Raw genomic sequence first — 25,245 nt, forward strand, 5'->3', positions numbered from 1 at the left:
AATGGCTGTGCATTGTTTCAGCCTGCGCACGATTTGGGAACAGACAGAAGCCGGGCGGTGCATGCCCGGCAGCAGGTGTCAGGGAGTCTTCGGCGCTTTTTCCGGGGTCACCAGGGTTTTACCGAACTGTTCCTGGGTTTGCAGATTGCTCTTGCGCACGCCGTCGACAAAGCCCTGGAACGGTACATCGGTAATGCCGACCAGGCCGAAATGGCCGTTCTCGCCATCGAGCAGGCGCCCGCTGGCAGGTTGGTCGAGGTACTGAAACCAGTGCACACCGACGATTGACGGTTCATCCAGCGCGGCCTTGATGAAGCTGGCATAGGCCGGCGCCCTGCCCTCTTCCTTGGCCACCTCCATCGGCCCCGGCCAGAACGGGCCGCGGTCGCGGGAGCCGAACTGGAACTCGGAGACCAGCACCGGCTTGTCCAGCGCCTTGAGCTGGTTGAAGTCGTAGCCGTCCTGCGGTTTGGGCGTGTAGAAATTGAAGCTGATGACGTCGCAGTACTCGGCACAGGCGCCGACTGCTTCCGGGGTGCTCACGGCATAACGGCCGCCAAGCAACAGATGATTGGGCGCATGCCACTTCAGCGAGTCGGAAATGGTCTTGAAATAGGTTTCGGCGAAGACCTTCTGGAAGTATTTGAAGTCGGCCTCGATTTCCGGGTGCTCAGGGCTTGGCAGCGGCGGTTCGAACCCTGGGTCTTCCATCAGCTCCCAGGCGGGCAGATCGATGCCCCAGGCCTTGGACAGGCCGGCCTGGTTGCGGTACTTGTCGCGCAACTGCTTGAGGAAGGCACGCTTGGCCGGTACATCGGTGGTCAGGCGCAAGGTGCCGTAGGCCAGGGCGTAGCGGGCCTTGGGATCGTCACCGGGGGCGGCCCAGGCCAGCTCGTTGTCGGCAAAGTAGCCGATCAGCCAGGGGTCGTCGCGGTGATCGCGGGCGGCAATCGCCACCGCACGCTCGGTGGCCATGGCAAAGCGCGGGTCGAACGGGTCAGGCATGCCGCCCCACCAGTCCATGCCGGTGCTGATGCTGGTGTAGTCACCGACGATCGACAGCGGCAAGGTGTACGGCATGCGGTTGGCCTGGCCAAGCGTCGGCTCGCTCCAGTTGCCCAGGGTATTGAAGCCCCAGGCCTGCAGGCGGTCGAGGGTATGGCCCTGCCAGCGCTGCTTGTCCAGGCCCGCGGGCGGGCATTCCAGCGCCGGCGCCTTGTCGCTGGCTGCCACCGGCGTGCACGGCGTGCCATGGCTGCGCTCGATGTTGGCGGCATAGAAGTCGAACCAGCGCCCCTGGTTGAAGTTGCGACCACGGGCCGAGCCATTGCCGTCGTTGTTGTTGCCTTCACCGTAGAACTGCGCCAGCGCCTCACCTGCTTGCGGCAGTGCGCTGAACATGCTCTCGCGCCCTGCTACATAGGTGCGGCCACCGTCGGCTGCCACGGTGTTGACGCCCAGGGAATAGAATGGATGGCCTTCGGGGGTCACCAGGTACCAGCGACCTTCGCGTTTCTCGGTGCGAAAGAAGCCCTTGGCCTCGAACGCCGGGCCTTCGGTGATGCCACCGAACTTGTCGAGCTTGAGCTTGCTGCGTTCGCCCAGCCAGCCTTTGAGCTGCTGCTGTTCGCGGCCGGCGGCGGCCTTGAGCTGGTCATCGCTGACGATCTTTTCCGGCCAGCGACCGCGGGTCGACTGGCCATAGCCGTCGATCAGGCCGGTGTACACGGCCTTTTGCAATTGCTCGTCATCCTGGGTGCCGACGCGCTCGATGAGGATGCTCTGGGCGACGTTGGGCTTGTTCATCGACAAGGTCACCGACACCACCTGCTTGAGATCGACCTCGCCAGCGCTGCTGGTCAGCAGTACCCTCTGGCCCTCGTGCACCCAAGGCATCGGCGGCCCGGCGCGCATGCCCTGGCTCAGCGGCGAACTGGCCTTGAGCGGCACATAGACGGTTTGCGCCGGGCCCGCCGGCAGGTCGATGCGGCTGGTGAGGGTCTTGCCGTCGCTGCTTAGCACCGTGACATCGACGGTCAGTGCCCAGTCCATGGCACTTTGCAGACGCAAGGTCAGGGCCGTGGCGCTGGACCAGTCCCAGGCCCCGGCCTGCGGGGTCAGGCGCAGCTTGGGCTGCGCCACCGGGTTGAACACCACGCGGCGCAGCACCTCGCCCTCGGCCGTCTGCTCTGCGTTGTACTGCGGCAGGCTGGCATCTTCGGTCAGCACATTGACCACAGCGGCCGGGCGAACGAAGCTGAACAGCGTCTGTTGCCCAGCCAGCAGCGGCGTGCTGAACAACAGTGCGAATACGGCAGGCAAGGTACGGCGAATCATAGGGCTGGAGCTCTCCTTGAGGGCCCATGGGGCCTTGAACTGAGTGATAGACAACGCCCGGAGCATTGCGCTCCGGGTTTTCAGGAAATTTCCCGGCGAAACGGTGGCAACGCATTGAGAATAGCCTTGCCGTAGCGCTGGGTGACCACCCGCCGGTCAAGCAGGGTGATGGTGCCGCGGTCCTCTTCGGTGCGCAGCAGCCGCCCGCAGGCCTGGATCAGCCGCAACGAGGCGTCCGGCACGGCAATCTCCATGAACGGGTTGCCGCCACGGGCCTCGATCCATTCGGCCAGGGCGGCTTCGACCGGGTCATCCGGCACGGCGAAAGGAATCTTGGCGATTACCACGTGCTCGCAATATGCGCCCGGCAGGTCGACGCCTTCGGCGAAGCTGGCGAGGCCGAACAGCACGCTGGAATCACCGCCATCGACCCGCGCCTTGTGCTTGTTGAGGGTTTCCTGCTTGGACAGGTTGCCCTGGATGAACACCTGCTTGCGCCAGTCGCGGTCCAGGCCATCGAACACGTCCTGCATCTGCTTGCGCGAGGAAAACAGCACCAGCGAACCGCGCGAGCCTTCCACCAGCTCCGGCAGGTCGCGGATGATCGCCGCGGTGTGGGCGGCGGCATCGCGCGGGTCGGCACGCAGGTCTGGCACCCGCAGCACGCCGGCGTCAACGTGGTGGAAGGGGCTCGGCACAACACTGGTAACAGCGGTCTTGGGCAGCCCGGCACGCATGCGAAAACGATCGAACTTGCCCAGTGCCGTCAGGGTCGCCGAGGTCACCAGGGCGCCGTGGGCGACGTTCCACAGGTTGCGCCGAAGCATTTCGGCGGCAAGGATCGGGCTGGCATTGACCTCGATATCGAACAACGCGCCGCTTTCGGCCAGGGTCAGCCAGCGGGCCATGGGCGGGCTGTCTTCCGGGTCTTCGGCGGTGAAGGCGGTCCACAACTCCCAGTTGCCCTGGGCGCGCATCAGCAGGCTGCCGAACAGCGGGTACCACTCCTCGGCCTGATGGCTGGCGATGCCGATATTGACCTCGCCATCCATGCCTTCCTTGAGCAGCTCGGTCAGGCGGGTGAACAGGTCGCTGAGGCGCGAAAAGCCCTTTTTCAGCTCGATGCCCATCTCGCGCATGTGCTCAGGCACCACGCCGCCTTCGAAACGATGACGGGGCCGCTCACGGCCTTCCATGTCTTCGCCCGGGCGGAAATCGGCAACCTGCTCGCAGGCGCTGAACATGAACTGCTGCTGGGCCTTGATCTCGCGGGCCAGCTCCGGCACCTGCTCGATAAATTTGCCCAGGTCGCCCGGCAGCGGATGCTGGGCCAGCAGCTTGGTCAGGTTCTTGGCGGTTTGCTCGAGCCAGTCGGCAGTTGAGCGCAAACGGGTGTAATGGGCGAAATGGCCGATGGCCTTGTCGGGCAGGTGGTGGCCTTCGTCGAATACATAAATGGTGTCGCGCGGGTCCGGCAGCACGGCGCCGCCGCCCAGGGCCAGGTCGGCGAGAACCATGTCGTGGTTGGTGACGATTACATCGACCTTGCCCATGCCTTCGCGGGCCTTGTAGAAGGTGCACTGGCCGAAGTTCGGGCAATGGCGCCCGGTGCACTGGCTGTGGTCGGTGGTCAGGCGCGCCCAGTCCTGGTCTTCCAGAGCCTGGGGCCAGCTGTCACGATCGCCATCCCAGCGGTTGCCGGCGAGCTTCTCGATCATGCTGGTAAACAGCTTCTGGCTGGCCTCGTCGACCTCGATCCGGAAGCCTTCTTCCTCGAACAGCTGGGCAGTGGCCGATTGCGCCTGGCCTTCCTGCAGCAGCACGTCGAGTTTCGACAGGCACAAGTAGCGGCCACGGCCCTTGGCCAGGGCGAAGCTGAAATTGAGGCCGCTGTTGCGCATCAGGTCGGGCAGGTCCTTGAAGACGATCTGCTCCTGCAGGGCAACCGTGGCGGTGGCGATCACCAGGCGCTTGCCGGCCGCCTTGGCCGCCGGAATCGAGGCCAGGCTATAGGCCACTGTCTTGCCAGTACCAGTGCCGGCCTCGACCGCGACCACCGCTGGTTCACCGACGCGCCGGCCTTCGTCGTCACAGTCGATATCGCCAAGCACCTTGGCCACTTCGGCAATCATCAGACGCTGGCCGTAGCGCGGCTTGAGGCTCTTGGCTTCGAGAAAACGCGAATAGGCGCCCTGAATCGTGGTTTTGAGTTCGTTGCTGATCATGGTGTCGGGCGCCCGAAGGGCTGGATAAATTTTCAGTGTTTCGATTGGGTCGCTATCATACCCCGCTATTGCCCTTTGCGCCGAATGGAGATCCCCATGCCCGTCTTTGCCCTGTCTTACAGCCTGCATGTTCTGGCCGCCCTGGTGTGGGTCGGGGGGATGTTCTTTGCCTGGCTGATCCTGCGCCCGGCGGCGGTTGCAGCCCTGGAAGGCCCCGCTCGCCTACGCCTGTGGGTAGAAGTGTTTCAGCGTTTTTTTGGCTGGGTATGGATCGCAATCGCGGTGCTGGCGATCAGCGGTATGTTCATGGTCAACACCCGTTTTGCCAGCTTCGAGACCACGCCACGGCATGTCCAGGTGATGATCGGCGGTGCGATTGCGATGTTTGCCGTGTTCTTTCGTGTCCAGTCGTTGCTGTACCCGGAACTGCGCCAGGCGGTGCAGGCTGAGGACTGGCCGGCGGGTGCGGCGGTGATGGCGAGGATTCGGCGGATGGTCGGGCTTAACCTGGTGCTGGGGATTGCGGTGGTGTTGTCGGGTGGGGTGCTGTGGTGAACCAGGTCAAGGGGCTGCTTTGCAGCCCGTCGCCGGCAAAGCCGGCTCCAACAGGGGCCGGCGCGTGCTTTTACAGGCGCTGCAAGATCAACTCTCCAACTGCACCCGCCGCTCCCGGCTGACCCGCAGCCCCAGGTTTGCCTGCCGCACCACCCGCAGTGCTGTACACCAGGCAGCCCTTGCTTGCGCCACCGGCCCCCGGCTTGCCGGCTGCACCCGCCACGCCTGGCGCACCGCCATCAAGCTGGACCACGATGCGCTCAGCAGGAAAACCTGCCGGTAACGCCAGCCGCACCCGGCCACCCGGCGCGCCGTCATGGCCATTGCCACCGTTGTCGCCATTGGCGCCGCGGCTGGCCTGGCCCCAGGTGCAGCCCCCCGGCTTGCCATTGGCGCCATCAAGGCCGACATAACCCGGCGCACCGGCGCCGCCACGGGCATCAATGGCCAGGGTCGAGGCTTTGAGCTCATGCAGTTGCAGTTCCAGGTTGCGCCCGGCCTTTGCCGCTTTTTCGTAAGTGCCCGGGGCACCATGGGCAACGATCTGGCTGCCCTCGCCGAAGCTGGCCCGTTGCACTTCAAGCTGCAGGGTGGTTTCGGCCGGCACGATGGCAATTCGCGCCTCCTGGCCCAAGTGCAACTCATCGACCCTGAGATCGACCAGGCTGGCGGGCAGCACCAGGGTGGCGGAATCAGCAACCTCCAGGCGCTGCAAATGCACGACGCTGGCCTTGTTTGGCAGGCGCAGCACCGAGTGGGCCGCCACGCTGATGGCGTCGGCCAGGGCCAGGGGGCTGAACAATGCAGCCAGAATGATCAATTTACGCATTAGCAGCTTCCTTGCGGGGTGCCGGAATTGAAAGAACATGAAAAATACCGACCAGCAGGATCTGCAAGCGATCGAACCAACGATGGCTGCGCTCACGCAGGCAACCATTGAACATCAATACTTCCAGCAAGTGCAGGCCAAGCAGGGCGGCACCGGCGGCATTGATCAGCAGGTGGAAGGGGTGCTCCAGCGGTATCAGCAGATTGACCAGTACCACCCACCAGAACACCACAGTCAGGGCCTTGGCCAGCCCCAGTAACCCTTGCATAGGCGCCCCCCGTTGTTATTTTTCGGTGGCGATGCCAGGGGTGCTGGCATCGCCTGCAACAGTAACGGCTGACACGCTCCTTGTGCCAGTCCTTGTGTCAGTGGCCCGATCAATTAAGGTGCAGTTCCACCCTGCGGTTCTGCGCCCGCCCGGCATCAGTGTCGTTATCGGCGACAGGCTGGCTTTCACCCTGGCCCTGGCTGGTGACCTTGGCGGGCGACAGGCCCTGGCTGATCAGGTACTCGGCAACACTGCTGGCCCGCCGTTCGGACAGCGCCTGGTTGTAGGCGTCCGAGCCCTGGCTGTCGGTATGGCCGACGACTTTGACGCTGGTTACATTGGCGCCATTGAGCTTGCTGGTCAGCGCCTGCAACTGCTGTTGGGCCGCGCTGGTCAACTGCGCCGAGTCAAAGGCGAACATCACCGCGCCCTGGTCGCTGAGGGTAATCACTTCCGAGGTCGGTGCAGGCTCCGGCGCTTTCTGGCTCGCTGGGTATTGCGGCAGCGGGCAACCGGTATGGCTGACCGGGGTGTTGGCCGGCGTGTCGGGGCAGAGGTCGCGACGGTCGAACACGCCGTCTTCATCCTCGTCACCGTCCTGGGCATAACAGATCAGGCCGCCGGCAATCGCGCCGGCAGCACCGGCACCGGCTGCCCAGGCGGAACTTTCGATGGCACCCAGACCGCCACCGACCAGGCCGCCAAGCAGGCTGCAGATAGGCCAGGTCCTTTGATTGAGTGGGGCGCTGCCATCGCTGTGGGTCGCACAACCGGAGAGCAGGCTTGCGGCCAGAAGGACCGGCAGTGTGGCCTTGAAGAGAACACTCATGAGAATTGCTCCTGTGTCACCGGCCTCTACCGGTCACACAGGAGTAAAGACCGGCCTGCGGTACTTCTCAAGCCGCAGGCCGCTGGCGCTTCAGCGCTCGATGCGAATTTCCGTACGACGGTTCTGCGCCCGGCCATCGGCAGTGGCGTTGTCGGCAACCGGCTGGGTCTCACCGGCACCGCGCACCGAGACGAAGCTGGCACGTGGCACGCCGCTCTCGATCAGGTATTCGGTGACCGAATGCGCGCGGCGCTCCGAGAGTTTCTGGTTATAGGCATCGGAGCCTTTGCTGTCGGTGTGGCCAGTGACACTCAAGCGCGCGCTCGCCGCTTCGTTTTTCAGGCGCGTGGCAATGGTATTGAGGCGCTCCTTGTCGGTTGCGGTCAGCTTGGCCGAATCGAACTCGAAGTGAACATCGCGAATGACAATGACCTCTTCCTTGACCACGGCGACTTCTTCGACCACGGCGACAGGCTCCGGCGGGCATCCGTTGGCATCGACCTGCACGCCACGTGGCGTGCCCGGGCACTTGTCGCGGCTGTCCGGCACGCCATCGCCGTCTTCGTCGCCATCGCCGTGGGCCCAGCAGTAACCGGCGGCCATGCCCGCGCCAAGCAGCGCGCCCCAGCCTGCCCAGCTGGAGCTCTCGATAGCGCCCAGGGCTGCGCCGCCTACGCCCCCGACGGCAGCACACTTCGGCCAGTCGGTTTTTTGCAAACCTGCACAACCAGTCAACACGCTGGTTAGCAGAACCAGAGGTAATGCTGTGCGTACTATGCTCATTTTGTTGCATCTCCTAGGGGGAATCGGTGCAAAACCGATGCTCTGGGAGTAAAGACCGCCTCATTGATATCCGCCAGCAATAGGCCATGATGCGGCGCCGCGGCACTATGCCAAGTGGCGCCAGACCGTTAGTCTTGCCCCATCTGACCGAGGATTCCCGATGATGGACGGTTTTTCCCAGCGCACCCCGCAACAGGCCCTGGCCGCCCTGCTTGATCGCTATGCGCCACAACGCCTGCTATTGATAGGTGAGCGCTTTCCGGCTCTGGAGGCTTTCGCCCACGCGCACCCGCAGGCGCAAATCGCCGTGGCCAACCCCGGCGCTCTGCCGGCCGAGCTTGCGGCGCAACGCTTCGACCTGGCGCTGCTGGTCGATTGCCTCGAGCACCTGAGCAAACGCGATGGCCTGCAATTGCTCGGCGGCATCCGCAACCTCAATGCCAGCCGCGTGGCGGTGCTGGCCGACCTGAGCGCCTGCGATTGGCAAGAAACCGACTTCTTCGCCCTGGCCCTGCAAGCCAGTGAAAAATTCCAGCGCGATGCGCAGGTTTTGAACCTGTTCACCTATGATCTACGTGAATACAAACAGGTCCCGGACTGGCTCAACGCCAAGTTCTGGGCCAACCCGGAAAATTTTGGCAAGTACTGGTGGTGAAGCAATGAGTGTCTCGGTTTGTCCTTGCGGTAGCGGCGATCTGCTCGATACCTGCTGCGGGCATTATCACGCTGGGCTCCCCGCCCCCGACGCGCAGACCCTGATGCGCTCGCGCTACAGCGCCTACGTGCTGGGGCTGGTCGACTATCTGGTGACCACCACCCTGCCAGCGCAGCAAGCCGGGCTCGACCGCGAGGCGATCCGCAACTGGAGCCAGCAGAGCACCTGGCTGGGCCTTGAAGTCGAAGGCGCCGAGGTGTTCGGCGGCAAGCCCGAACATGCCTTCGTCACCTTTACCGCTCGCTGGCACGACAGCGATGGCGAGCATTGCCATCGCGAACGCTCGGCCTTTGTGCAGAACCACGGCCGCTGGTACTTCATTGATCCGACCGTCGGCCTCAAGGCCACGCGCAACGATCCCTGCCCATGCGAAAGCGGGCAGAAGTTCAAGAAGTGCTGCTCCAGTTACCTGGGTAGCTGAGCTGATGGCCCGCCTGCTGCTGATCAGCGTTCTGCTCCTGCAACTGGCGGGCTGCGCCAGCTGGCTGGACAGCGACTACCAGGACCCACAGGTGCATCTGCTCAAGGTTGAACCGCTGAAGATGCGCCTGCTGCAGCAGGAATTCGTACTGCATGTCCAGGTCGACAACCCCAACGACAGCCGCCTGTTCATCCGTTACCTGGGCTACAAGGTGCTGATCAACGACCTGCCGTTGACCGAAGGCGAGGCCAGCCTGTGGCGCAGTGTCGGCCCGCACGCGCGGCGCATCTTCAAGATCCCGGTGCGCACCAACCTCTGGCAGCAGGTCAAACCCCTGGCCAAACTGCTCAAAGGCAGCGAAGGCCCACTGCGCTATCGCCTGGAAGGTGAGATGAGCAGCGGATTATTCTTCGCCCGCGACCTGCACTTGTCGCGCAGTGGTGAGATAATTCCCGGCGATCTTATTCCGGAGTAACCCAAGATGACCCAGCAACCCCATGTCCATGGCCCTGACTGCAACCACGATCATGATCATCACGACCATGACCATGGCCATGTACACGGCCCGCACTGCAACCACGGCCACCAGGAGCCGGTGCGCAACGCCCTGAAGGACGTCGGCCGCAACGATCCGTGCCCATGCGGCAGCAGCAAGAAGTTCAAGAAGTGCCACGGCGCCTGATCGCGGCCTTTTGCTAGTGGTCGGCGCTTGCGCAGTACGCCGGCGCGACCGCTAGCTCCCCTGCCGGCCCGACGCCTCGTCAGCTGGTGAAAATAAAGGCTGCGCCCCGCTTGCATGGTGTGATCGCGCTCACTAACGTAGCGCCTTTTACCGCCACGCCCTGCAGGAGCCTGATCATGGCCGCGCCAGCCCTTCCCCCTTTTACCCCCCGGTTCGGCGTAGCCGCTGCGATGCTCGGGCTGCTTAGCCTGGGTGGCTGCCAGATGGCCGGCCAGCGCGACAGCGTGCTGCCTGCCACGGGCGTGCAACCGCTCAAAGGCCTGGCACAGAATGTGTCGGTGCGCCGCAACGCCCTGGGCATGCCGCTGATTGAATCGAACAACTTCCACGACGCGCTGTTCGCCCTGGGCTATATCCACGCCGGTGACCGCATCGGGCAGATGGTTGGCATGCGCCTGCTGGCTCAAGGCCGGCTGGCGGAAATGGCCGGTGCCGACGTGCTGGAAGTCGACCGCCTGATGCGCGCGGCCAACCTCAAGGCCAGCGCCAACCAGCTGTATGCCGATGCCTCGCCACGCCTCAAGCGTTTCTTCGAGGTGTATGCCCGTGGCGTCAACGCTTATATGTTCCGCTACCGCGACAAGCTGCCGGCACCATTGGCGCAAAGCGGCTACCGTCCGGAATACTGGAAGCCCGAGGACTCGGCGCTGATCTTCTGCCTGTACAACTTCAGCCAGTCGGTCAACCTGCAGGAAGAACTCGCAGCCCTGGGCCTGGCGCAAAAAGTCGGTACCGACAAACTGGCCTGGCTGCTGCCAAGCTACCCTGACGAACCGCTGGCGCTGGGCGAAACCGACAAGCTCAAAGGCCTGAACCTGAACACCCAGCTCGCGGGCCTGGCACCGTTGACCGCAGTCAGCGAGCAACTGGCCGCACTCAACCTGCTCGGCAGCGCCGGCTCGAGCAACTGGGCGATTGCCCCGCAGCGTAGCCGCAGCGGCAAGAGCCTGATGGCCAGCGATACCCTTGGTGCCTGGGCGATGAGCCCGGTGCAGATCCGTTCGCCCAAGTACCAGGCCGCTGGCGTATCCATCGCCGGCCTGCCGCTGGTGCTTTCAGGCTACAACGGCAAGCTGGCCTGGAGCGCCAGCGCGGTGATGGCCGACAACCAGGACCTGTTCCTGGAAAAACTGCGCAAGGAAGGCAGCCGCCTGATGTACCAGGCCGACGGTAAATGGCTGCCAGCCCAGGCCCGCAACGAAACCTTCTTCATCAAGGGCCAGCGCCCGCTGCGTGAAACCCTGTACGACACCCGCCACGGCACCCTGCTCGGCCAGCCGCAGAACGCCAGCCTGGGCCTGGCCCTGCGCATGCCCGAGCTCAAGGGCGACCAGAGCCTGGATGCGTTCTTCAACCTGTCGCGGGCGCAGAATGTTGAGCGCGCCTTCGACAACACCCGCGAGATTGGCGCTGCGGCGCTGAACTTCGTATTTGCCGACGCCAGCAATATCGGCTGGCAGGTCAGCGGGCGCTTCCCCAACCGCCGCGAGGGCCAGGGCCTGCTGCCGTCGCCGGGCTGGGACGGTCGCTACGACTGGGACGGCTACGCCGACCCGATGCTCCACCCCTACGACCAGGACCCGCCCCAAGGCTGGATCGGCAATGCCAACCAGCGCAGCGTGCCCAAAGGCTATGGCATGCAGCTGTCCAACAGCTGGTACTACCCCGAGCGTGCCGAGCGCCTGGCGCAACTGGCCGGCAACGGCAAGCACGACAGCCGCAGCCTGATGCTGATGCAAAGCGACCAGACCACGCTGTTTGCCGACAAGCTGAAGAAAATGTTCCAAGCCCCCGGCATGGCCCAACCGCTGAAGCAGGCAATCGACGCCCTGCCTGCCGAGCAACGGACCAAGGCACGCGAAGCCTACACCCGCTTGATGGCCTTCGACGGCCGACTGAGCACCACCTCGGCAGATGCCGCCCTGTACCAACTGTTCCTGCAGGAAAGCGCCAAGCTGACCTTCCTCGACGAGCTCGGCCCTGAATCCAGCCCGAGCTGGCAGGCTTTTGTCGGTAACGCCCGGCTGTCGTACTCGGCCCAGGCCGACCACTTGCTCGGTCGCGAAGACAGCCCGTTCTGGGACGATCAGAACACCGCGCAAAAAGAAGACAAGCCGGCCATTCTTGCCCGCAGCCTGGCAGCAGCAATCACTGCCGGCGAAGTGCAACTGGGCAATAATCAGCGCGCCTGGCAATGGGGCAAACTGCACCAGTACCGCTGGCCGGCGCCGACTTTTCATGGCCTGGGTGACGCGGTCAGTCGCGGCCCGCTGGCCACGGGCGGCGACCACAGCACCCTGAACCTTGCGCCCTACGCCTGGGGCAAGGACTTCAACGCACAACTGGCACCGTCGCTGCGCATGGTGGTGGACTTCGGCCAGATTGAACCGCTGCAACTGCAAAGCAGTAGCGGCCAGTCCGGCAACCCGGCCAGCCCGCACTTTGCCGATGGTCTGGATGCCTGGTTCAAGGGCCGCTACATGAGCCTGCCGCTGCAACCACAAAACTTCGAGCGCGCCTACGGCAACAAGCGCCTGACCCTGGTACCGGGCAGGTAAAACCGCGCAATCCGCACGCGCAGCCGGTGCAATGCCGGCTGCGCTGATCCATATCAACAGCCCCCGCCGACAAATCCCTTACAACGAAACTGAGGCAGGTTTCGTTACCCGCCTCTGCCTGATGAACCATAAAAACGATTGCAGCCCTGCGCCCAGGGGACCACCCCAGGCCAGGTGACTAAAGGAATAATGCAATGGCATCTGCCTTCTCCCGTCTGGCCCTGGTGGCCACGACCGTGTTCTCGTTCTCCGTATTCGCCAGCGAGCCGCCCCCGGCAGCGGCGGCCGACAGCGAGCTGCTTGCCCGAGGCAAATACATCGCCCAGCTCGGCGACTGCATTGCTTGCCACACCGCACCGCAAGCACCGGAAATGGCCGGTGGCCTGCAGCTGAAAACGCCGATGGGCACCATCTACTCAAGCAACATCACCCCCGACCCGGACACTGGCATCGGCCGCTACAGCTTCGAGCAGTTCGACAAGGCCATGCGCGAAGGCGTGACCCCGGACGGCACCAACCTGTACCCGGCAATGCCCTACCCGTCCTACGCGAAAATGAGCGAAGCGGACATGCGCGCCCTGTACGCCTACCTGATGCAGGGCGTGACGCCGATCAGCCAGTCCAACCAGGAAGCGGACATGAGCTGGCCGTTCAACATGCGCTGGGGCCTGTCGCTGTGGAACTTCGCCTTCGTCGACAGCGAGCCCTTCGAGCCCGATCCCGCCAAGGACGAAGTGCTCAATCGGGGTGCCTACCTGGTGCAGGGCCTGGGCCATTGTGGTGCCTGCCATACCCCACGCGGCATCGCCTTCCAGGAAAAGGCCATGAGCGACGCCGGCCGCAGCGGCAAGCACTTCCTCGCCGGTGAAACCGTAGAGCACTGGCAGGCCCTGAGCCTGCGCAACCTGTGGACCGTGCAAGACACCGTGCAATTGCTCAAGACCGGGCAGAACCGCTTTGCCACGGTGTCGGGCAACATGGCCGACGTCATTCATCACAGTACCCAGCACTTCAGCGACGGCGACCTGGTGGCTATCGCCAGCTACCTGAAATCGCTGCCGCCGGGCAAGGATGACCTGCCGATGCCGGATATCCCGCTGGCCGCAGCCGTTGCCCCGGATGACCTGTTCAGCAGCCGTGGCGGCCTGGGCTACACCCAGTTCTGCAGCGATTGCCACCGCCCGGACGGGCGTGGGGTCCCGGGCCTGTTCCCGCCACTGGCCGGCAACCCGAGCATCGCCTCGACCAACCCGACCTCGCTGCTGCACATCACCCTCACCGGCTGGGAAACCGCGCAAACCGCCACCCATTCGCGGGTTTACACCATGCCTGGCTTCGCCCGCCTGGCCGATCAAGAGATCGCCGAGATCCTCACCTTCGTGCGCGGTCGCTGGGGCAACAACAGCTCGCCGATCACTGCCAAGCAGGTGAAAACCCTGCGTGACCAGCTCAATCCGCAGACCACCGACTCCAGCGCCTTTGAAACCCCGCGCCTGGCCAACCTGCTCGCCGCAGCCAACGCCGACCAGGTGATCCGCGGCATGCGCTTGCACCTGCAAACCCGCGAGCTGTTGCCGGACAACGTCGGCAACGCGCTGAACTGCACCAGCTGTCACCTCAATGCCGGCACCGTGGCCGACGGCTCGCCGTTTGTCGGCGTCTCGGCGTTCTTCCCCAGCTACGCCCCGCGGGCAGGCAAGGAAGTCACCCTTGAAGAGCGCATCAACGGCTGCTTCCGGCGCTCGATGAACGGCAAGCCAATCCCGCCGCAATCGGCGGACATGCAGGCGATGGTGGCCTATTTCGACTGGATGAAGATGAACACCCAGCCGGGCGACAAAGTGGCCGGGCGTGGGGTCGGCAAGATCGACACAGCGATCAAGCCAGACCTGGACAACGGCAAGCAGGTGTATGCCGAGCAGTGCGCGGTGTGCCATGGCAGCAATGGCGAGGGCCTGGCCCGTGAAGACGGCAGCCTGGTGTACCCGCCGCTGTGGGGCGATCAGTCGTTCAACATCGGCGCCGGCATGGCCCGCACCTATACCGCTGCGGCGTTCGTCAAACGCAACATGCCGATCGGCTTTCACGAGAAATTCCCCCTGGGCCAGGGCGGCTTGAGTGATCAGGAGGCAGTGGACGTCGCGGCCTGGTTCTCGCAACAGCCACGGCCGGACTTCCCGGACAAGGTCAAGGACTGGCCCAACGGCGGCAAGCCGGTGGATGCGCGATACTGAGGCTATTCGGGGCCGCGCTGCGGCCCCTCGCAGGCAAGGCCAGTTCCCACTGAATGTGGGGCTGGCCTGGAATATGGTGTGAAACTTGCTATCACTGTGTTGTCTGGCATCGACCGGTAACGGCCCTTTGCCACCCCAACACTTTGCGAATCCAAGGACACACAATGAAAAAAGCATGGCTGACGCTTTCCGCACTCGCGTTGTGTCTGGCTGCGGGGAACACCCTGGCCAAGGAATACAAGGAGCTGCGCTTCGGCGTCGATCCGTCTTATGCACCGTTCGAATCGAAAGCCGCCGACGGTTCCCTGGTGGGCTTCGACATCGACCTGGGCAATGCCATCTGTGCTGAGCTCAAGGTCAAGTGCAAGTGGGTGGAAAGTGACTTTGACGGCATGATTCCGGGGCTCAAGGCCAACAAGTTCGACGGAGTGATCTCGTCGATGACCGTTACCCCGGCACGGGAAAAAGTCATCGACTTCTCCAGCGAGCTGTTCTCCGGCCCTACCGGCCTGGTGTTCAAGAAAGGTGCAGGCCTGACCGCCGACCCGGCCTCGCTCAAGGGCAAGACTGTCGGCTACGAGCAAGGCACCATCCAGGAAGCCTACGCCAAGGCCGTGCTGGACAAGGCCGGGGTCAAGACCCAGGCCTACCAGAACCAGGACCAGGTCTATTCCGACCTGACCTCCGGACGCCTGGATGCCTCGATCCAGGACATGCTCCAGGCCGAACTGGGCTTTCTCAAGTCGCCACAAGGCGCCGACTATGAAGTCAGTGAGCCGGTCGACAGCGAATTGCTGCCGTCCAAGACCGCAGTCGGTATCAAAAAAGGTAACACTGAGCTCAAGGCACTCCTGGACAAAGGTATCAAAGCGTTACACGACGACGGCACCTACGCCACGATCCAGAAAAAGCACTTCGGTGACCTGAACCTCTACAGCGGCAAATAACCACTGCGGGAACCGGCAAACGCCGGTTCCCGCATGATCGCGTCCACTGGCATAGGTTCGCTTCATGTTCGAAGACCTGCTGCAGTTCCTGGGGCTCTCGGCATTCAGCTTGAAGGGCTTCGGCCCCTTGCTGCTGCAGGGCACCTGGATGACCCTCAAACTGTCCTTCATGTCGCTGCTGGTCAGCGTTGGCCTGGGCCTGCTCGGCGCCAGTGCCAAGCTCTCGCCATTGCGCCCGCTGCGTCTGATCGCCCAGGCCTACACCACGCTGATTCGCGGCGTGCCTGACCTGGTGCTGATGCTGCTGATTTTCTACAGCCTGCAAACCTGGCTGACCAGCCTCACCGACGCCATGGAGTGGGAATACATCGAAATCGACCCGTTCGCCGCCGGGGTCATCACCCTGGGCTTCATCTACGGTGCCTATTTCACCGAAACCTTTCGCGGCGCAATTCTCGCCGTGCCGCGCGGCCAGGTCGAAGCGGCCACTGCTTACGGCCTCAAGCGCCTGCAACGCTTTCGCTTCGTGGTCTTTCCGCAAATGATGCGCTTCGCCCTGCCCGGCATCGGCAACAACTGGATGGTGATGCTCAAGGCCACTGCTCTGGTGTCGATCATCGGCCTGGCCGACCTGGTCAAGGCCGCCCAGGACGCCGGCAAGAGCAGCTACCAGCTGTTCTACTTCCTGATGGTCGCGGCGTTCATCTACCTGTTGATCACCAGCGCCTCCAACGTCGCCCTGCGCTGGCTGGAACGGCGCTACAACGTCGGCACCCGGGAGGCCATCCGATGATCGAGCTCTTGCAGGAATACTGGCGTGCCTTCCTCTACACCGACGGCACCCACATCACCGGTCTGGCCATGACCCTGTGGTTGCTCACCGCAGCCCTGGCGATTGGCTTCGTGGTTTCGATCCCGTTGTCGATTGCGCGGGTTTCGCCGCGCTTCTGGGTTCGCTGGCCCGTGCAGTTCTATACCTACCTGTTCCGCGGCACGCCGCTGTATATCCAGTTGCTGATCTGCTACACCGGGATCTACAGCCTGGAAGCGGTGCGCGCGCAGCCGCTGCTCGACAGCTTTTTTCGCGATGCGATGAACTGCACCATCCTCGCCTTTGCCCTCAACACCTGCGCCTACACCACGGAGATTTTCGCCGGGGCGATCCGCAGCATGAACCATGGTGAAGTCGAGGCCGCCAAGGCCTATGGCCTGCGCGGCTGGAAACTTTATGCTTATATCATCATGCCGTCGGCGCTGCGCCGCTCGCTGCCCTACTACAGCAACGAAGTGATCCTGATGCTGCACTCCACCACGGTGGCCTTCACCGCCACCGTGCCGGACATCCTCAAGGTCGCCCGCGACGCCAACTCGGCCACATTTCTGACCTTTCAGTCGTTCGGCATCGCCGCGCTGATCTACCTGTGCGTGACCTTCGCCCTGGTAGGGCTGTTTCGCATCGCCGAACGTCGCTGGCTGGCTTTTCTAGGACCGACACACTAGGACTGATATGCATCACTCGACCCATGACATTCTGGCGCCGGTTCCAGGCATTGCCCGCCAGATCCACAGCTTTCACTTCGGCCCCCGCGGCGCCGGCAAAATCTACATCCAGGCCTCGCTGCATGCCGATGAACTGCCCGGCATGCTGGTGGCCTGGCACCTCAAGCAACGCCTGACCGAACTTGAGGCCCAGGGCCTGCTGCGCCGCGAAATCGTGCTGGTACCGATCGCCAACCCGGTAGGCCTGGAACAGGTACTGATGGATGTGCCGCTGGGCCGTTACGAGCTGCAAAGCGGCGAGAACTTCAACCGCCACTTCGTTGACTTGAGCGACCAGATCGGCGACCAGATTGCCGATCACCTGACCCAGGATCCGCAGCACAACATTGCCCTGATCCGTGAAAGCCTGCGCCGCGCCCTGGATGCCCATGCCGCGCACACCCCGCTGCAATCCCAGCGCCTGACCCTGCAACGCCTGGCCTGCGACGCCGAGATGGTGCTCGACCTGCACTGCGACTTCGAAGCCGTGGCGCACCTGTACACCACCCCCGAAGCCTGGCCGCAGGTCGAACCGCTGTCGCGCTACCTGGGCGCCCAGGCCAGCCTGCTGGCCACCGACTCGGGTGGACAGTCCTTCGATGAATGTTTCACCCTGGTCTGGTGGCAATTGCAGCAGCGCTTCGCCAAGCAGTTCCCGATCCCCCAGGGCAGCTTTTCGGTGACCGTCGAATTGCGTGGCCAGGGCGATGTCAGCCATCCGTTGGCGGAACAGGACTGCACGGCGATTCTCGACTACCTGACCCGTTACGGCGCCATTGAAGGCGAACCTGCCACCTTGCCCGCCCTCAGCTACCCGGCAACGCCGCTGGCCGGGGTGGAACCGGTGGCAACGCCGCTGGGCGGCCTGTTGGTGTTCCACGCCAAGCCGGGCCAGTACCTACAGGCCGACCAACTGATCGCCGAAGTTATCGACCCGCTCAGCGACCGGGTCACCGCGGTGCGCAACAGCCAGCCCGGCCTGCTCTATGCCCGCTCGCTGCGGCGCATGGCCACCGCCGGCATGGTCATCGCCCATGTGGCCGGCAACCAGGCCTACCGCAGCGGCTACCTGCTGTCGCCTTGACCCCTTACCTTTAGAGCCTGCGCATGTACAAACTGACCATCGAAGACCTGCACAAACGCTACGGCGAGCACCATGTGCTCAAGGGCGTATCGCTCAAGGCCAGGACCGGCGACGTGATCTGCCTGATCGGCGCCAGCGGCTCGGGCAAGAGTACCTTCCTGCGCTGCATCAACTTCCTCGAGCAACCCAACGAAGGCAGCATGACCCTCGATGGCAAGCCGGTGCACATGACCCAGGACCATCATGGCCTGCACGTCACCGATCCGGACGAGCTGCAGCGCCTGCGCACGCGCCTGGCCATGGTGTTCCAGCACTTCAACCTGTGGAGCCACCTGAGCGTGCTGGACAACATCGCCATGGCGCCGCGACGGGTGCTGGGCGTGAGCAAGCACGAGGCCGAAGAACGCGCCCGGCGCTACCTGGACAAAGTCGGCCTGGCACCGCGGGTGGCCGATCAATACCCGGCATTTCTCTCCGGCGGCCAGCAACAACGGGTGGCCATCGCCCGGGCCTTGGCCATGGAGCCGGAAGTCATGCTGTTCGACGAGCCGACCTCGGCGCTGGACCCGGAGCTGGTCGGCGAAGTGTTGCGGGTGATTCAGGGCCTGGCCGAAGAGGGTCGGACCATGATCATGGTGACCCACGAAATGGCCTTCGCACGCAAGGTGGCGAGCCAGGTGATGTTCCTCCACCAGGGGTTGGTGGAGGAGCAAGGGCCGCCGGACGAGGTACTGGGCAATCCAAAAAGCGAACGCCTGCGTCAGTTTCTCAGCGGCAACCTCAAGTAGCGGTCAGGCGACGGGGGCCGGTGGCGGCTCGTCAGGCAGAGTGGGCTCACCCGGCTCCATCGGCGGGGTATCACCCGGCTGTGCAGGGATAGGCGTGTCTGGATCAGGCTGACCGGGCACGCCGCCTGCGTGGAGGATGTGCGGGTGCGGATGGGCCAGCAGCGACCAGGCCAACATCCCAACGCTGTTGGGCTGCAGCACGGCCAGCTTGGCACTGATGGTCGGGTCGAGTTTCATGGGCGGCTCCTGGTTGACGTCCGCCTGGCGTGTTGCCGGGCGGAACAGTTCAACTCTTTGGAGTACGCCGCAGGCAAGGAATTCCCTCGCCTTGTCGCCTCAGGTGCGTGGCAGGGTAACGCCGCGCTGGCCCTGGTATTTACCGCCACGATCCTTATAGGACACTTCGCATTCTTCGTCGGATTCGAGAAAGAGCATCTGCGCCACGCCTTCGTTGGCGTAGATTTTCGCCGGCAGCGTGGTGGTGTTGGAGAACTCCAGGGTCACGTGACCTTCCCACTCGGGTTCAAGCGGGGTGACGTTGACGATGATGCCGCAGCGGGCGTAGGTGCTCTTGCCCAGGCAGATGGTCAGCACGTTGCGCGGGATACGGAAGTATTCGACGGTGCGGGCAAGGGCGAAGGAATTCGGCGGGATGATGCAGACGTCGCTCTTGACGTCGACAAAGCTGCCGGCGTCGAAGTTTTTCGGATCGACGGTCGCCGAGTTGATGTTGGTGAACACCTTGAATTCGTCGGCGCAGCGCACGTCGTAGCCGTAGCTGGAGACGCCGAAGGAGATCAGCCGGTTGTCGCTCTCACCGCGCACCTGGCGCTCGACGAACGGCTCGATCATGCCGTGTTCCTGCGCCATGCGGCGAATCCACTTGTCCGATTTGATGCTCATGGCGGGGTGTCCTGAAATTGCGTGGTGAAAAAATTCTGTGGCGCATCTTACCGGGCCCGGCGCCGGGTTCAAAGTTCCATGCAGCATCAACCGTCGGATCCCCGTACCACGGGGCCTGCACGGGAGCGCGAGGCACCGTCAGTCATGAATTATGAGAAAGCGTCACAAGACCATTGGCACGTTCTGGAAAAAGGGTTAAGGTGACGCCACTGTGCTGCACGTGTCACTGAGAATATCTACCTGATGCAAGATTTCGATCAACCCATCTTCATGAATTTTCTGCCTCTTTGCACTCAGTCTCGGCCAGGGCGTTTCCTGAGTCGTAGTTAACTTTGTCCAAGGAGACAGACCATGTCCAATCGCCAAACCGGTACCGTTAAGTGGTTCAACGATGAAAAAGGCTTCGGCTTCATCACCCCACAATCCGGTGACGACCTGTTCGTACACTTCAAAGCCATCAAAGCTGACGGCTTCAAAAGCCTGAAAGAAGGCCAAGCGGTCTCTTTCATCGCTACCCGCGGTCAGAAAGGCATGCAGGCTGAAGAAGTAGAAGTTATCTAACTTCCGCTTTACAGCTTGAAGAAAGCCCCGCCCTTAACAGGTGGGGCTTTTTTTATGCCCTGGATTTTGACCTCATCGCGGGGCAAGCCCGCTCCTACCGTAGGAGCGGGCTTGCCCCGCGAAAATCACCTCAGTCCTCGCTGATAGTGATATTCGGCATCGCCGGCGCCGCCGCTTCCTGCAACACGATCCGTGCACCGACCTGACGGGCCAGCTCCTGGTAGACCATGGCGATCTGGCTTTCCGGCTCGGCAATCGCCGTCGGCTTGCCGCTGTCGGCCTGTTCGCGGATCAGCATCGACAGCGGCAACGAGGCCAGCAGTTCGACACCGTACTGCGCCGCCAGCTTCTCGCCACCGCCCTCACCGAACAGATGCTCGGCATGGCCGCAGTTCGAACAGATGTGCACGGCCATGTTCTCGACCACGCCCAGCACCGGGATATTGACCTTGCGGAACATCTCCACGCCCTTCTTGGCGTCAAGCAGCGCCAGGTCTTGCGGGGTGGTAACGATCACCGAGCCGGCCACCGGGACTTTCTGCGCCAGGGTCAGCTGGATGTCGCCGGTGCCAGGCGGCATGTCGATCACCAGATAGTCGAGATCGTCCCAGGCGGTCTGGGTCACCAGTTGCAGCAAGGCCCCGGAGACCATCGGACCGCGCCAGACCATCGGCGTGTTGTCGTCGGTCAGGAAAGCCATGGACATGACCTCGACACCATGGGCCTTGAGCGGCACGAACCACTTTTGCTCGCGAATCTGCGGGCGGGTGCCTTCGGCAATACCAAACATCACGCCCTGGCTCGGGCCATAGATGTCGGCATCGAGAATGCCTACCCGCGCGCCTTCGCGAGCCAGGGCCAGGGCCAGGTTGGCGGCGGTGGTCGATTTGCCGACACCGCCCTTGCCGGAGGCCACGGCGATGATGTTCTTGACGTTGGCCAGGCCCGGGATCTGCGCCTGGGCCTTGTGTGCGGCGATCACGCAGTTGATTTCGACCCGCGCCGAGGTAACCCCGTCGAGACCTTCGACAGCCGTTTGCAGCACCTGCGCCCAGCCATTTTTGAACAGGCCGGCGGCATAGCCCAGTTGCAGCTGCACGCTGACGCGATCGCCCTGGATATCAATGGCCTGGACACAGCCGGCGCTGACCGGGTCCTGGTTCAGGTATGGGTCGGTGTACTGGCGAAGAACGGCTTCGACGGCTGCGCGAGTGACGGCACTCATGGAGACTCCCGTGATAAAGACTGAGCAAAACAGACCACTATGCTAACCCGTCATCCCTCTTCAGATACGTCCATGGGGTGAAATATATTTCCCGGCGTTTTATAGTGGCCGATCACCGTTTCATCTCAAGTAGCCGAAAAAAGTAGCCGAGCCCCCATGTCCGAGCCACGTCAGATTCTCGTCACCAGCGCCCTGCCCTATGCCAATGGTTCCATTCACCTTGGCCATATGCTCGAGTACATCCAGACAGACATGTGGGTGCGCTTCCAGAAGCTTCGCGGCAACCAGTGCATTTATGTCTGCGCTGACGACGCCCACGGCTCGGCCATCATGCTGCGCGCCGAGAAAGAAGGCATCACCCCCGAGCAACTGATTGCCGCCGTCCAGGCCGAGCACAGCGGGGATTTCGCCGACTTTCTGGTCGACTTCGACAACTTCCACTCGACCCACGCCGAAGAAAACCGCGAACTGTCGAGCCAGATCTACCTCAAGCTGCGTGACGCCGGGCACATCGCTACCCGCTCGATCACCCAGTATTTCGACCCGGACAAAAAAATGTTCCTGGCCGACCGCTTCATCAAGGGCACCTGCCCCAAGTGCGCGGCTGAAGACCAGTACGGCGACAACTGCGAAAAATGCGGCGCCACCTACGCACCAACCGAGCTGAAGAACCCCAAGTCGGCGATTTCCGGCGCCACCCCGGTGCTCAAGGATTCGCAACACTTCTTCTTCAAGCTGCCAGACTTCCAGGCCATGCTCCAGCAGTGGACCCGCAGCGGTACCCTGCAGGACGCGGTGGCCAACAAGATCGCCGAATGGCTGGATGCTGGCCTGCAGGAATGGGACATCTCCCGTGATGCGCCGTACTTCGGCTTCGAGATTCCCGACGAGCCGGGCAAGTACTTCTACGTCTGGCTGGACGCCCCGATCGGCTACATGGCCAGCTTCAAGAACCTGTGCGCCCGCCGCCCGGAGCTGGACTTCGACGCGTTCTGGAACAAGGATTCGAAAGCCGAGCTGTACCACTTCATCGGCAAGGACATCGTCAACTTCCACGCCCTGTTCTGGCCAGCCATGCTCGAAGGCGCCGGCTACCGCAAGCCGACCGGCATCAACGTGCACGGCTACCTGACCGTCAACGGTTCGAAGATGTCCAAGTCGCGCGGCACCTTCATCAAGGCCCGCACCTACCTCGATCACCTGGCGCCGGAATACCTGCGTTACTACTACGCCTCCAAACTGGGCCGCGGCGTCGACGACCTCGACCTGAACCTTGAAGACTTCATCCAGAAGGTCAACTCCGACCTGGTTGGCAAGGTAGTCAACATCGCCAGCCGCTGTGCAGGCTTCATCCACAAGGGTAACGACGGCGTCATGGTGGCCGGCGACGCCGCACCGGAACTGACCGAGGCCTTCCTCGCTGCCGCCCCGGGTATTGCCGAAGCCTATGAAGGCCGTGACTTTGCCCGTGCCATGCGCGAAATCATGGCCCTGGCCGACCGCGCCAACGCCTGGATCGCCGACAAGGCGCCGTGGTCGCTGGCCAAGCAGGAAGGCAAGCAGGACGAAGTCCAGGCGATCTGCGCCCAGGGCATTAACCTGTTCCGCCAGCTGGTAATCTTCCTCAAGCCGGTGCTGCCGGTGCTGGCCGCCGACGCCGAGGCGTTCCTCAATGTCGCGCCACTGACCTGGGCCGATCACCAGACCCGCCTGAGCAACCATCAGCTCAACCCGTTCAAGGCGCTGATGAGCCGCATCGACCCGGCCAAGGTCGAAGCCATGACCGCCGCTTCCAAGGAAGACCTGGCCGCCAGCCAGACCAGCGTTGTCACCGGCAATGGCGAACTGGCCAAGGATCCGCTGTCGGCCGAGATCGACTTCGACACCTTCGCCGCGGTCGACCTTCGGGTGGCCCTGATCCTCAAGGCCGAAGCCGTCGAGGGCGCCGACAAGCTGCTGCGCCTGACCCTGGACATCGGTGACGAGCAACGCAACGTGTTCTCCGGCATCAAGTCGGCGTACCCGGACCCGGCCAAGCTCGAAGGTCGCCTGACCATGATGATCGCCAACCTCAAGCCGCGCAAAATGCGTTTCGGCATCTCCGAAGGCATGGTCATGGCCGCAGGCCCCGGCGGTGAAGAAATCTACCTGCTCAGCCCTGACAGCGGCGCCAAGCCGGGCCAGCGCATCAAGTAAGGCTCACGCCCCGGCCGATTGCGGCCGGGGCGTTCTCATCTTCGCGTCATTGCCGGATAATGGCGGACAGCCTCAGCATTCGGCCCCCTCATGAGCGAATTCTTCCTGGCCCTGGTCAGCGCCGCGCTGATCAACAACCTGGTCCTGCACCAGGGGCTGGCCATCGACCCCTTGCTGCGCAGCGACACCGATCCGGATCGGCGCCAGGTGCATGCGTTGGGCCTGGCGACCCTGGTGTCGCTGGTAGTGGCGGTCGGGCTTGGGCAACTGATTTATCACCTGGCGTTGCTGCCCCTGCAGCTTGAATACCTGCGCCTGTTTGTGTTCCTGGCGCTGTGCGTGTTACCGATCAAGCCGCTGCTCGCAGTGCTGACACGCCTGCTGCCAACCCTGCCCTTCGACGGTTTGTTGCCCCTGATGGTGGGTAACCTGGCGCTGCTAGGCTTGAGCCTGCAAGCCAGTGAAGGCAGCTATGGGATTTTGCAAACCCTGGGCTGGAGCCTGGGCGGTGGCCTGGGTTTCTGGCTGGCCCTGGGCCTGTTCAGCGACCTGCGCCAGCGCAGCGACCACGATGACATCCCCCTGGCCTTTCGCGGCCTGCCGATCGAGCTGATCGGCGCCGGGATCATGGCCATGGCGTTTCTCGGATTCAACGGACTATTCAACCCATGAGCTTGATTCAACGCATCGACGCCCTGTTGCCGCAGACCCAATGCGGCAAATGTGGCCATCCTGGTTGCCGGCCTTACGCCGAAGGCCTGGCGGCGGGCGAAGCGATCAACAAATGCCCACCCGGAGGCGGCGAAACCATCGCAGCCTTGGCCAAGCTGTTGCACGTGCCGGTGATCGAGATCGACCACGAGCGCGGCCGTGCACCGGCGCAAGTCGCCTATATCCGTGAAGCCGAATGTATCGGCTGCACCAAATGCATCCAGGCCTGCCCGGTGGACGCCATCATCGGTGCGGCCAAGCTGATGCACACCGTGATCAGCGCCGAATGCACCGGCTGCGACCTGTGCGTAGCACCGTGCCCGGTGGACTGCATCGACCTGCTGCCATTGACCGCCAACAGCAACATCGTGCCGATTGTCGGCGGCCTGGCCGAAGATGCCCAGACCCTCGAGGCCCGCAGCCACAAGCGTAACCAGGCGCGGCGGCGCTTCGAGCAGCGCAACAACCGCCTGCAGCGCGAAGAAGCCCGCAAGCAGGCCGACCGCCTGGCCCGCAGCCAGCGTGCGGCCACTGCCACAATCACCACGCCGGGCGCCGCTGTCGACGACCCGATCAAGGCCGCCATCGAACGGGTCAAGGCGCAGAAAGCCGCGGCCGCCGATGCAGCGCTGAAGCAGGCAAAAATCGCCGCCGCCATGAGCCGGGCGCAACTGAGCAAGGCCCGAAGCGCCTTTGGCGAGGCGCCGAACCAGGCCCAGCAAGCACAATTGGCTGAACTTGAGCACGAAGCGCAACAGGCCCAGGCTCGCCTGCAAGCACTGCAACCGGCGGCCG

The 25,245-nt window shown here is 63.4% G+C and carries 24 protein-coding genes and 1 pseudogene; 16 read left to right on the forward strand and 9 right to left on the reverse strand.

Going from position 1 to position 25,245, the window contains the following annotated elements; genetic code table 11:
- Positions 1–78 precede the first annotated feature (78 nt).
- Positions 79–2,337 carry a beta-galactosidase gene (locus LOY37_RS20945; protein ID WP_258715639.1) on the reverse strand — a complete coding sequence of 753 codons (2,259 nt, stop codon included), beginning with the start codon at positions 2,335–2,337 and terminating at the stop codon, positions 79–81.
- 80 nt (positions 2,338–2,417) lie between these two features.
- Positions 2,418–4,562 carry an ATP-dependent DNA helicase DinG gene (gene dinG, locus LOY37_RS20950; protein ID WP_045197794.1) on the reverse strand — a complete coding sequence of 715 codons (2,145 nt, stop codon included), beginning with the start codon at positions 4,560–4,562 and terminating at the stop codon, positions 2,418–2,420.
- 96 nt (positions 4,563–4,658) lie between these two features.
- Between dinG and LOY37_RS20955 the strand changes: the two genes are divergently transcribed.
- Positions 4,659–5,117: a CopD family protein gene (locus LOY37_RS20955; RefSeq protein ID WP_045197792.1), complete on the forward strand. Its 459-nt coding sequence runs from the start codon at positions 4,659–4,661 to the stop codon at positions 5,115–5,117.
- A gap of 70 nt (positions 5,118–5,187) precedes the next feature.
- Here the strand turns inward: LOY37_RS20955 and LOY37_RS20960 are convergent, their stop codons facing one another.
- The 4 genes from LOY37_RS20960 to LOY37_RS20975 form a co-directional block, all read right to left on the reverse strand.
- Positions 5,188–5,946 (reverse strand): collagen-like protein, encoded by a 759-nt coding sequence (locus LOY37_RS20960; RefSeq protein ID WP_258715640.1) that lies wholly within the window; start codon positions 5,944–5,946, stop codon positions 5,188–5,190.
- Complete coding sequence (locus LOY37_RS20965; RefSeq protein WP_045197789.1) at positions 5,939–6,214, reverse strand: DUF1145 domain-containing protein; 276 nt, start codon at positions 6,212–6,214, stop codon at positions 5,939–5,941. The genes LOY37_RS20960 and LOY37_RS20965 overlap by 8 nt, the downstream gene beginning before the upstream one ends.
- Positions 6,215–6,323: 109 nt before the next feature.
- Positions 6,324–7,043 (reverse strand): OmpA family protein, encoded by a 720-nt coding sequence (locus LOY37_RS20970; protein WP_093380174.1) that lies wholly within the window; start codon positions 7,041–7,043, stop codon positions 6,324–6,326.
- Positions 7,044–7,133: 90 nt separating this feature from the next.
- Positions 7,134–7,826: an OmpA family protein gene (locus LOY37_RS20975; protein ID WP_045197785.1), complete on the reverse strand. Its 693-nt coding sequence runs from the start codon at positions 7,824–7,826 to the stop codon at positions 7,134–7,136.
- A gap of 160 nt (positions 7,827–7,986) precedes the next feature.
- Here LOY37_RS20975 and LOY37_RS20980 point away from each other — a divergent pair, with 160 nt between their 5' ends.
- The 11 genes from LOY37_RS20980 (at position 7,987) to LOY37_RS21030 (ending at position 18,854) form a co-directional block, all read left to right on the forward strand.
- Complete coding sequence (locus LOY37_RS20980) at positions 7,987–8,481, forward strand: DUF6231 family protein (protein WP_258715641.1); 495 nt, start codon at positions 7,987–7,989, stop codon at positions 8,479–8,481.
- A gap of 4 nt (positions 8,482–8,485) precedes the next feature.
- Positions 8,486–8,962 carry a YchJ family protein gene (locus tag LOY37_RS20985; RefSeq protein WP_045197781.1) on the forward strand — a complete coding sequence of 159 codons (477 nt, stop codon included), beginning with the start codon at positions 8,486–8,488 and terminating at the stop codon, positions 8,960–8,962.
- A 4-nt stretch (positions 8,963–8,966) separates the two neighbouring features.
- A complete protein-coding gene (locus LOY37_RS20990) occupies positions 8,967–9,437 on the forward strand; it encodes an LEA type 2 family protein (RefSeq protein WP_093380165.1) in 471 nt (156 codons plus the stop codon).
- Between the two features lie 6 nt (positions 9,438–9,443).
- Positions 9,444–9,644 (forward strand): SEC-C metal-binding domain-containing protein, encoded by a 201-nt coding sequence (locus LOY37_RS20995; protein WP_010221064.1) that lies wholly within the window; start codon positions 9,444–9,446, stop codon positions 9,642–9,644.
- Positions 9,645–9,820: 176 nt separating this feature from the next.
- On the forward strand, positions 9,821–12,262 hold the full coding sequence (locus LOY37_RS21000; protein ID WP_258715642.1) for a penicillin acylase family protein: 2,442 nt from the start codon (positions 9,821–9,823) through the stop codon (positions 12,260–12,262).
- A gap of 194 nt (positions 12,263–12,456) precedes the next feature.
- Positions 12,457–14,496 (forward strand): c-type cytochrome, encoded by a 2,040-nt coding sequence (locus tag LOY37_RS21005; protein ID WP_195884865.1) that lies wholly within the window; start codon positions 12,457–12,459, stop codon positions 14,494–14,496.
- Positions 14,497–14,660: 164 nt separating this feature from the next.
- Positions 14,661–15,443 carry a transporter substrate-binding domain-containing protein gene (locus tag LOY37_RS21010; RefSeq protein ID WP_045197773.1) on the forward strand — a complete coding sequence of 261 codons (783 nt, stop codon included), beginning with the start codon at positions 14,661–14,663 and terminating at the stop codon, positions 15,441–15,443.
- A 64-nt stretch (positions 15,444–15,507) separates the two neighbouring features.
- A complete protein-coding gene (locus tag LOY37_RS21015) occupies positions 15,508–16,236 on the forward strand; it encodes an ABC transporter permease (RefSeq protein WP_045197771.1) in 729 nt (242 codons plus the stop codon).
- Complete coding sequence (locus tag LOY37_RS21020; protein ID WP_038999132.1) at positions 16,233–16,943, forward strand: ABC transporter permease; 711 nt, start codon at positions 16,233–16,235, stop codon at positions 16,941–16,943. The genes LOY37_RS21015 and LOY37_RS21020 overlap by 4 nt, the downstream gene beginning before the upstream one ends.
- Before the next feature lie 7 nt (positions 16,944–16,950).
- Positions 16,951–18,066, forward strand: coding sequence for a succinylglutamate desuccinylase/aspartoacylase family protein (locus LOY37_RS21025; RefSeq protein ID WP_258715643.1), 1,116 nt, complete (start codon positions 16,951–16,953; stop codon positions 18,064–18,066).
- Between the two features lie 23 nt (positions 18,067–18,089).
- Positions 18,090–18,854 carry an ABC transporter ATP-binding protein gene (locus LOY37_RS21030; RefSeq protein WP_045197766.1) on the forward strand — a complete coding sequence of 255 codons (765 nt, stop codon included), beginning with the start codon at positions 18,090–18,092 and terminating at the stop codon, positions 18,852–18,854.
- Between the two features lie 3 nt (positions 18,855–18,857).
- Here LOY37_RS21030 and LOY37_RS21035 read toward each other — a convergent pair whose 3' ends face one another.
- Positions 18,858–19,091: a hypothetical protein gene (locus LOY37_RS21035; RefSeq protein ID WP_045197764.1), complete on the reverse strand. Its 234-nt coding sequence runs from the start codon at positions 19,089–19,091 to the stop codon at positions 18,858–18,860.
- 99 nt (positions 19,092–19,190) lie between these two features.
- Entirely contained in the window at positions 19,191–19,757 is a 567-nt protein-coding gene (dcd, locus tag LOY37_RS21040) for a dCTP deaminase (RefSeq protein WP_028943496.1), read from the reverse strand.
- 351 nt (positions 19,758–20,108) lie between these two features.
- Here dcd and LOY37_RS21045 point away from each other — a divergent pair, with 351 nt between their 5' ends.
- The gene (locus LOY37_RS21045) at positions 20,109–20,318 is read left to right on the forward strand and encodes a cold-shock protein (RefSeq protein ID WP_010221054.1); all 210 of its coding nucleotides are present in this window, start codon (positions 20,109–20,111) and stop codon (positions 20,316–20,318) included.
- Between the two features lie 130 nt (positions 20,319–20,448).
- Here LOY37_RS21045 and apbC read toward each other — a convergent pair whose 3' ends face one another.
- Positions 20,449–21,543 carry an iron-sulfur cluster carrier protein ApbC gene (gene apbC / locus LOY37_RS21050; protein WP_045197762.1) on the reverse strand — a complete coding sequence of 365 codons (1,095 nt, stop codon included), beginning with the start codon at positions 21,541–21,543 and terminating at the stop codon, positions 20,449–20,451.
- Positions 21,544–21,699: 156 nt separating this feature from the next.
- On the opposite strand from apbC, the gene metG reads away from it, so the two are divergent.
- The 3 genes and pseudogenes from metG to rsxB form a co-directional block, all read left to right on the forward strand.
- Positions 21,700–23,739 carry a methionine--tRNA ligase gene (gene metG / locus LOY37_RS21055; protein WP_045197760.1) on the forward strand — a complete coding sequence of 680 codons (2,040 nt, stop codon included), beginning with the start codon at positions 21,700–21,702 and terminating at the stop codon, positions 23,737–23,739.
- Between the two features lie 90 nt (positions 23,740–23,829).
- On the forward strand, positions 23,830–24,411 hold the full coding sequence (locus tag LOY37_RS21060) for an Rnf-Nqr domain containing protein (RefSeq protein WP_045197758.1): 582 nt from the start codon (positions 23,830–23,832) through the stop codon (positions 24,409–24,411).
- Positions 24,408–25,241: pseudogene (gene rsxB / locus LOY37_RS21065) on the forward strand (electron transport complex subunit RsxB); the annotation flags it as partial. The gene LOY37_RS21060 and the pseudogene rsxB, both read left to right, overlap by 4 nt.
- Positions 25,242–25,245 lie beyond the last annotated feature (4 nt).

This window comes from Pseudomonas sp. B21-012 (assembly GCF_024749305.1).
Lineage (GTDB): Bacteria > Pseudomonadota > Gammaproteobacteria > Pseudomonadales > Pseudomonadaceae > Aquipseudomonas.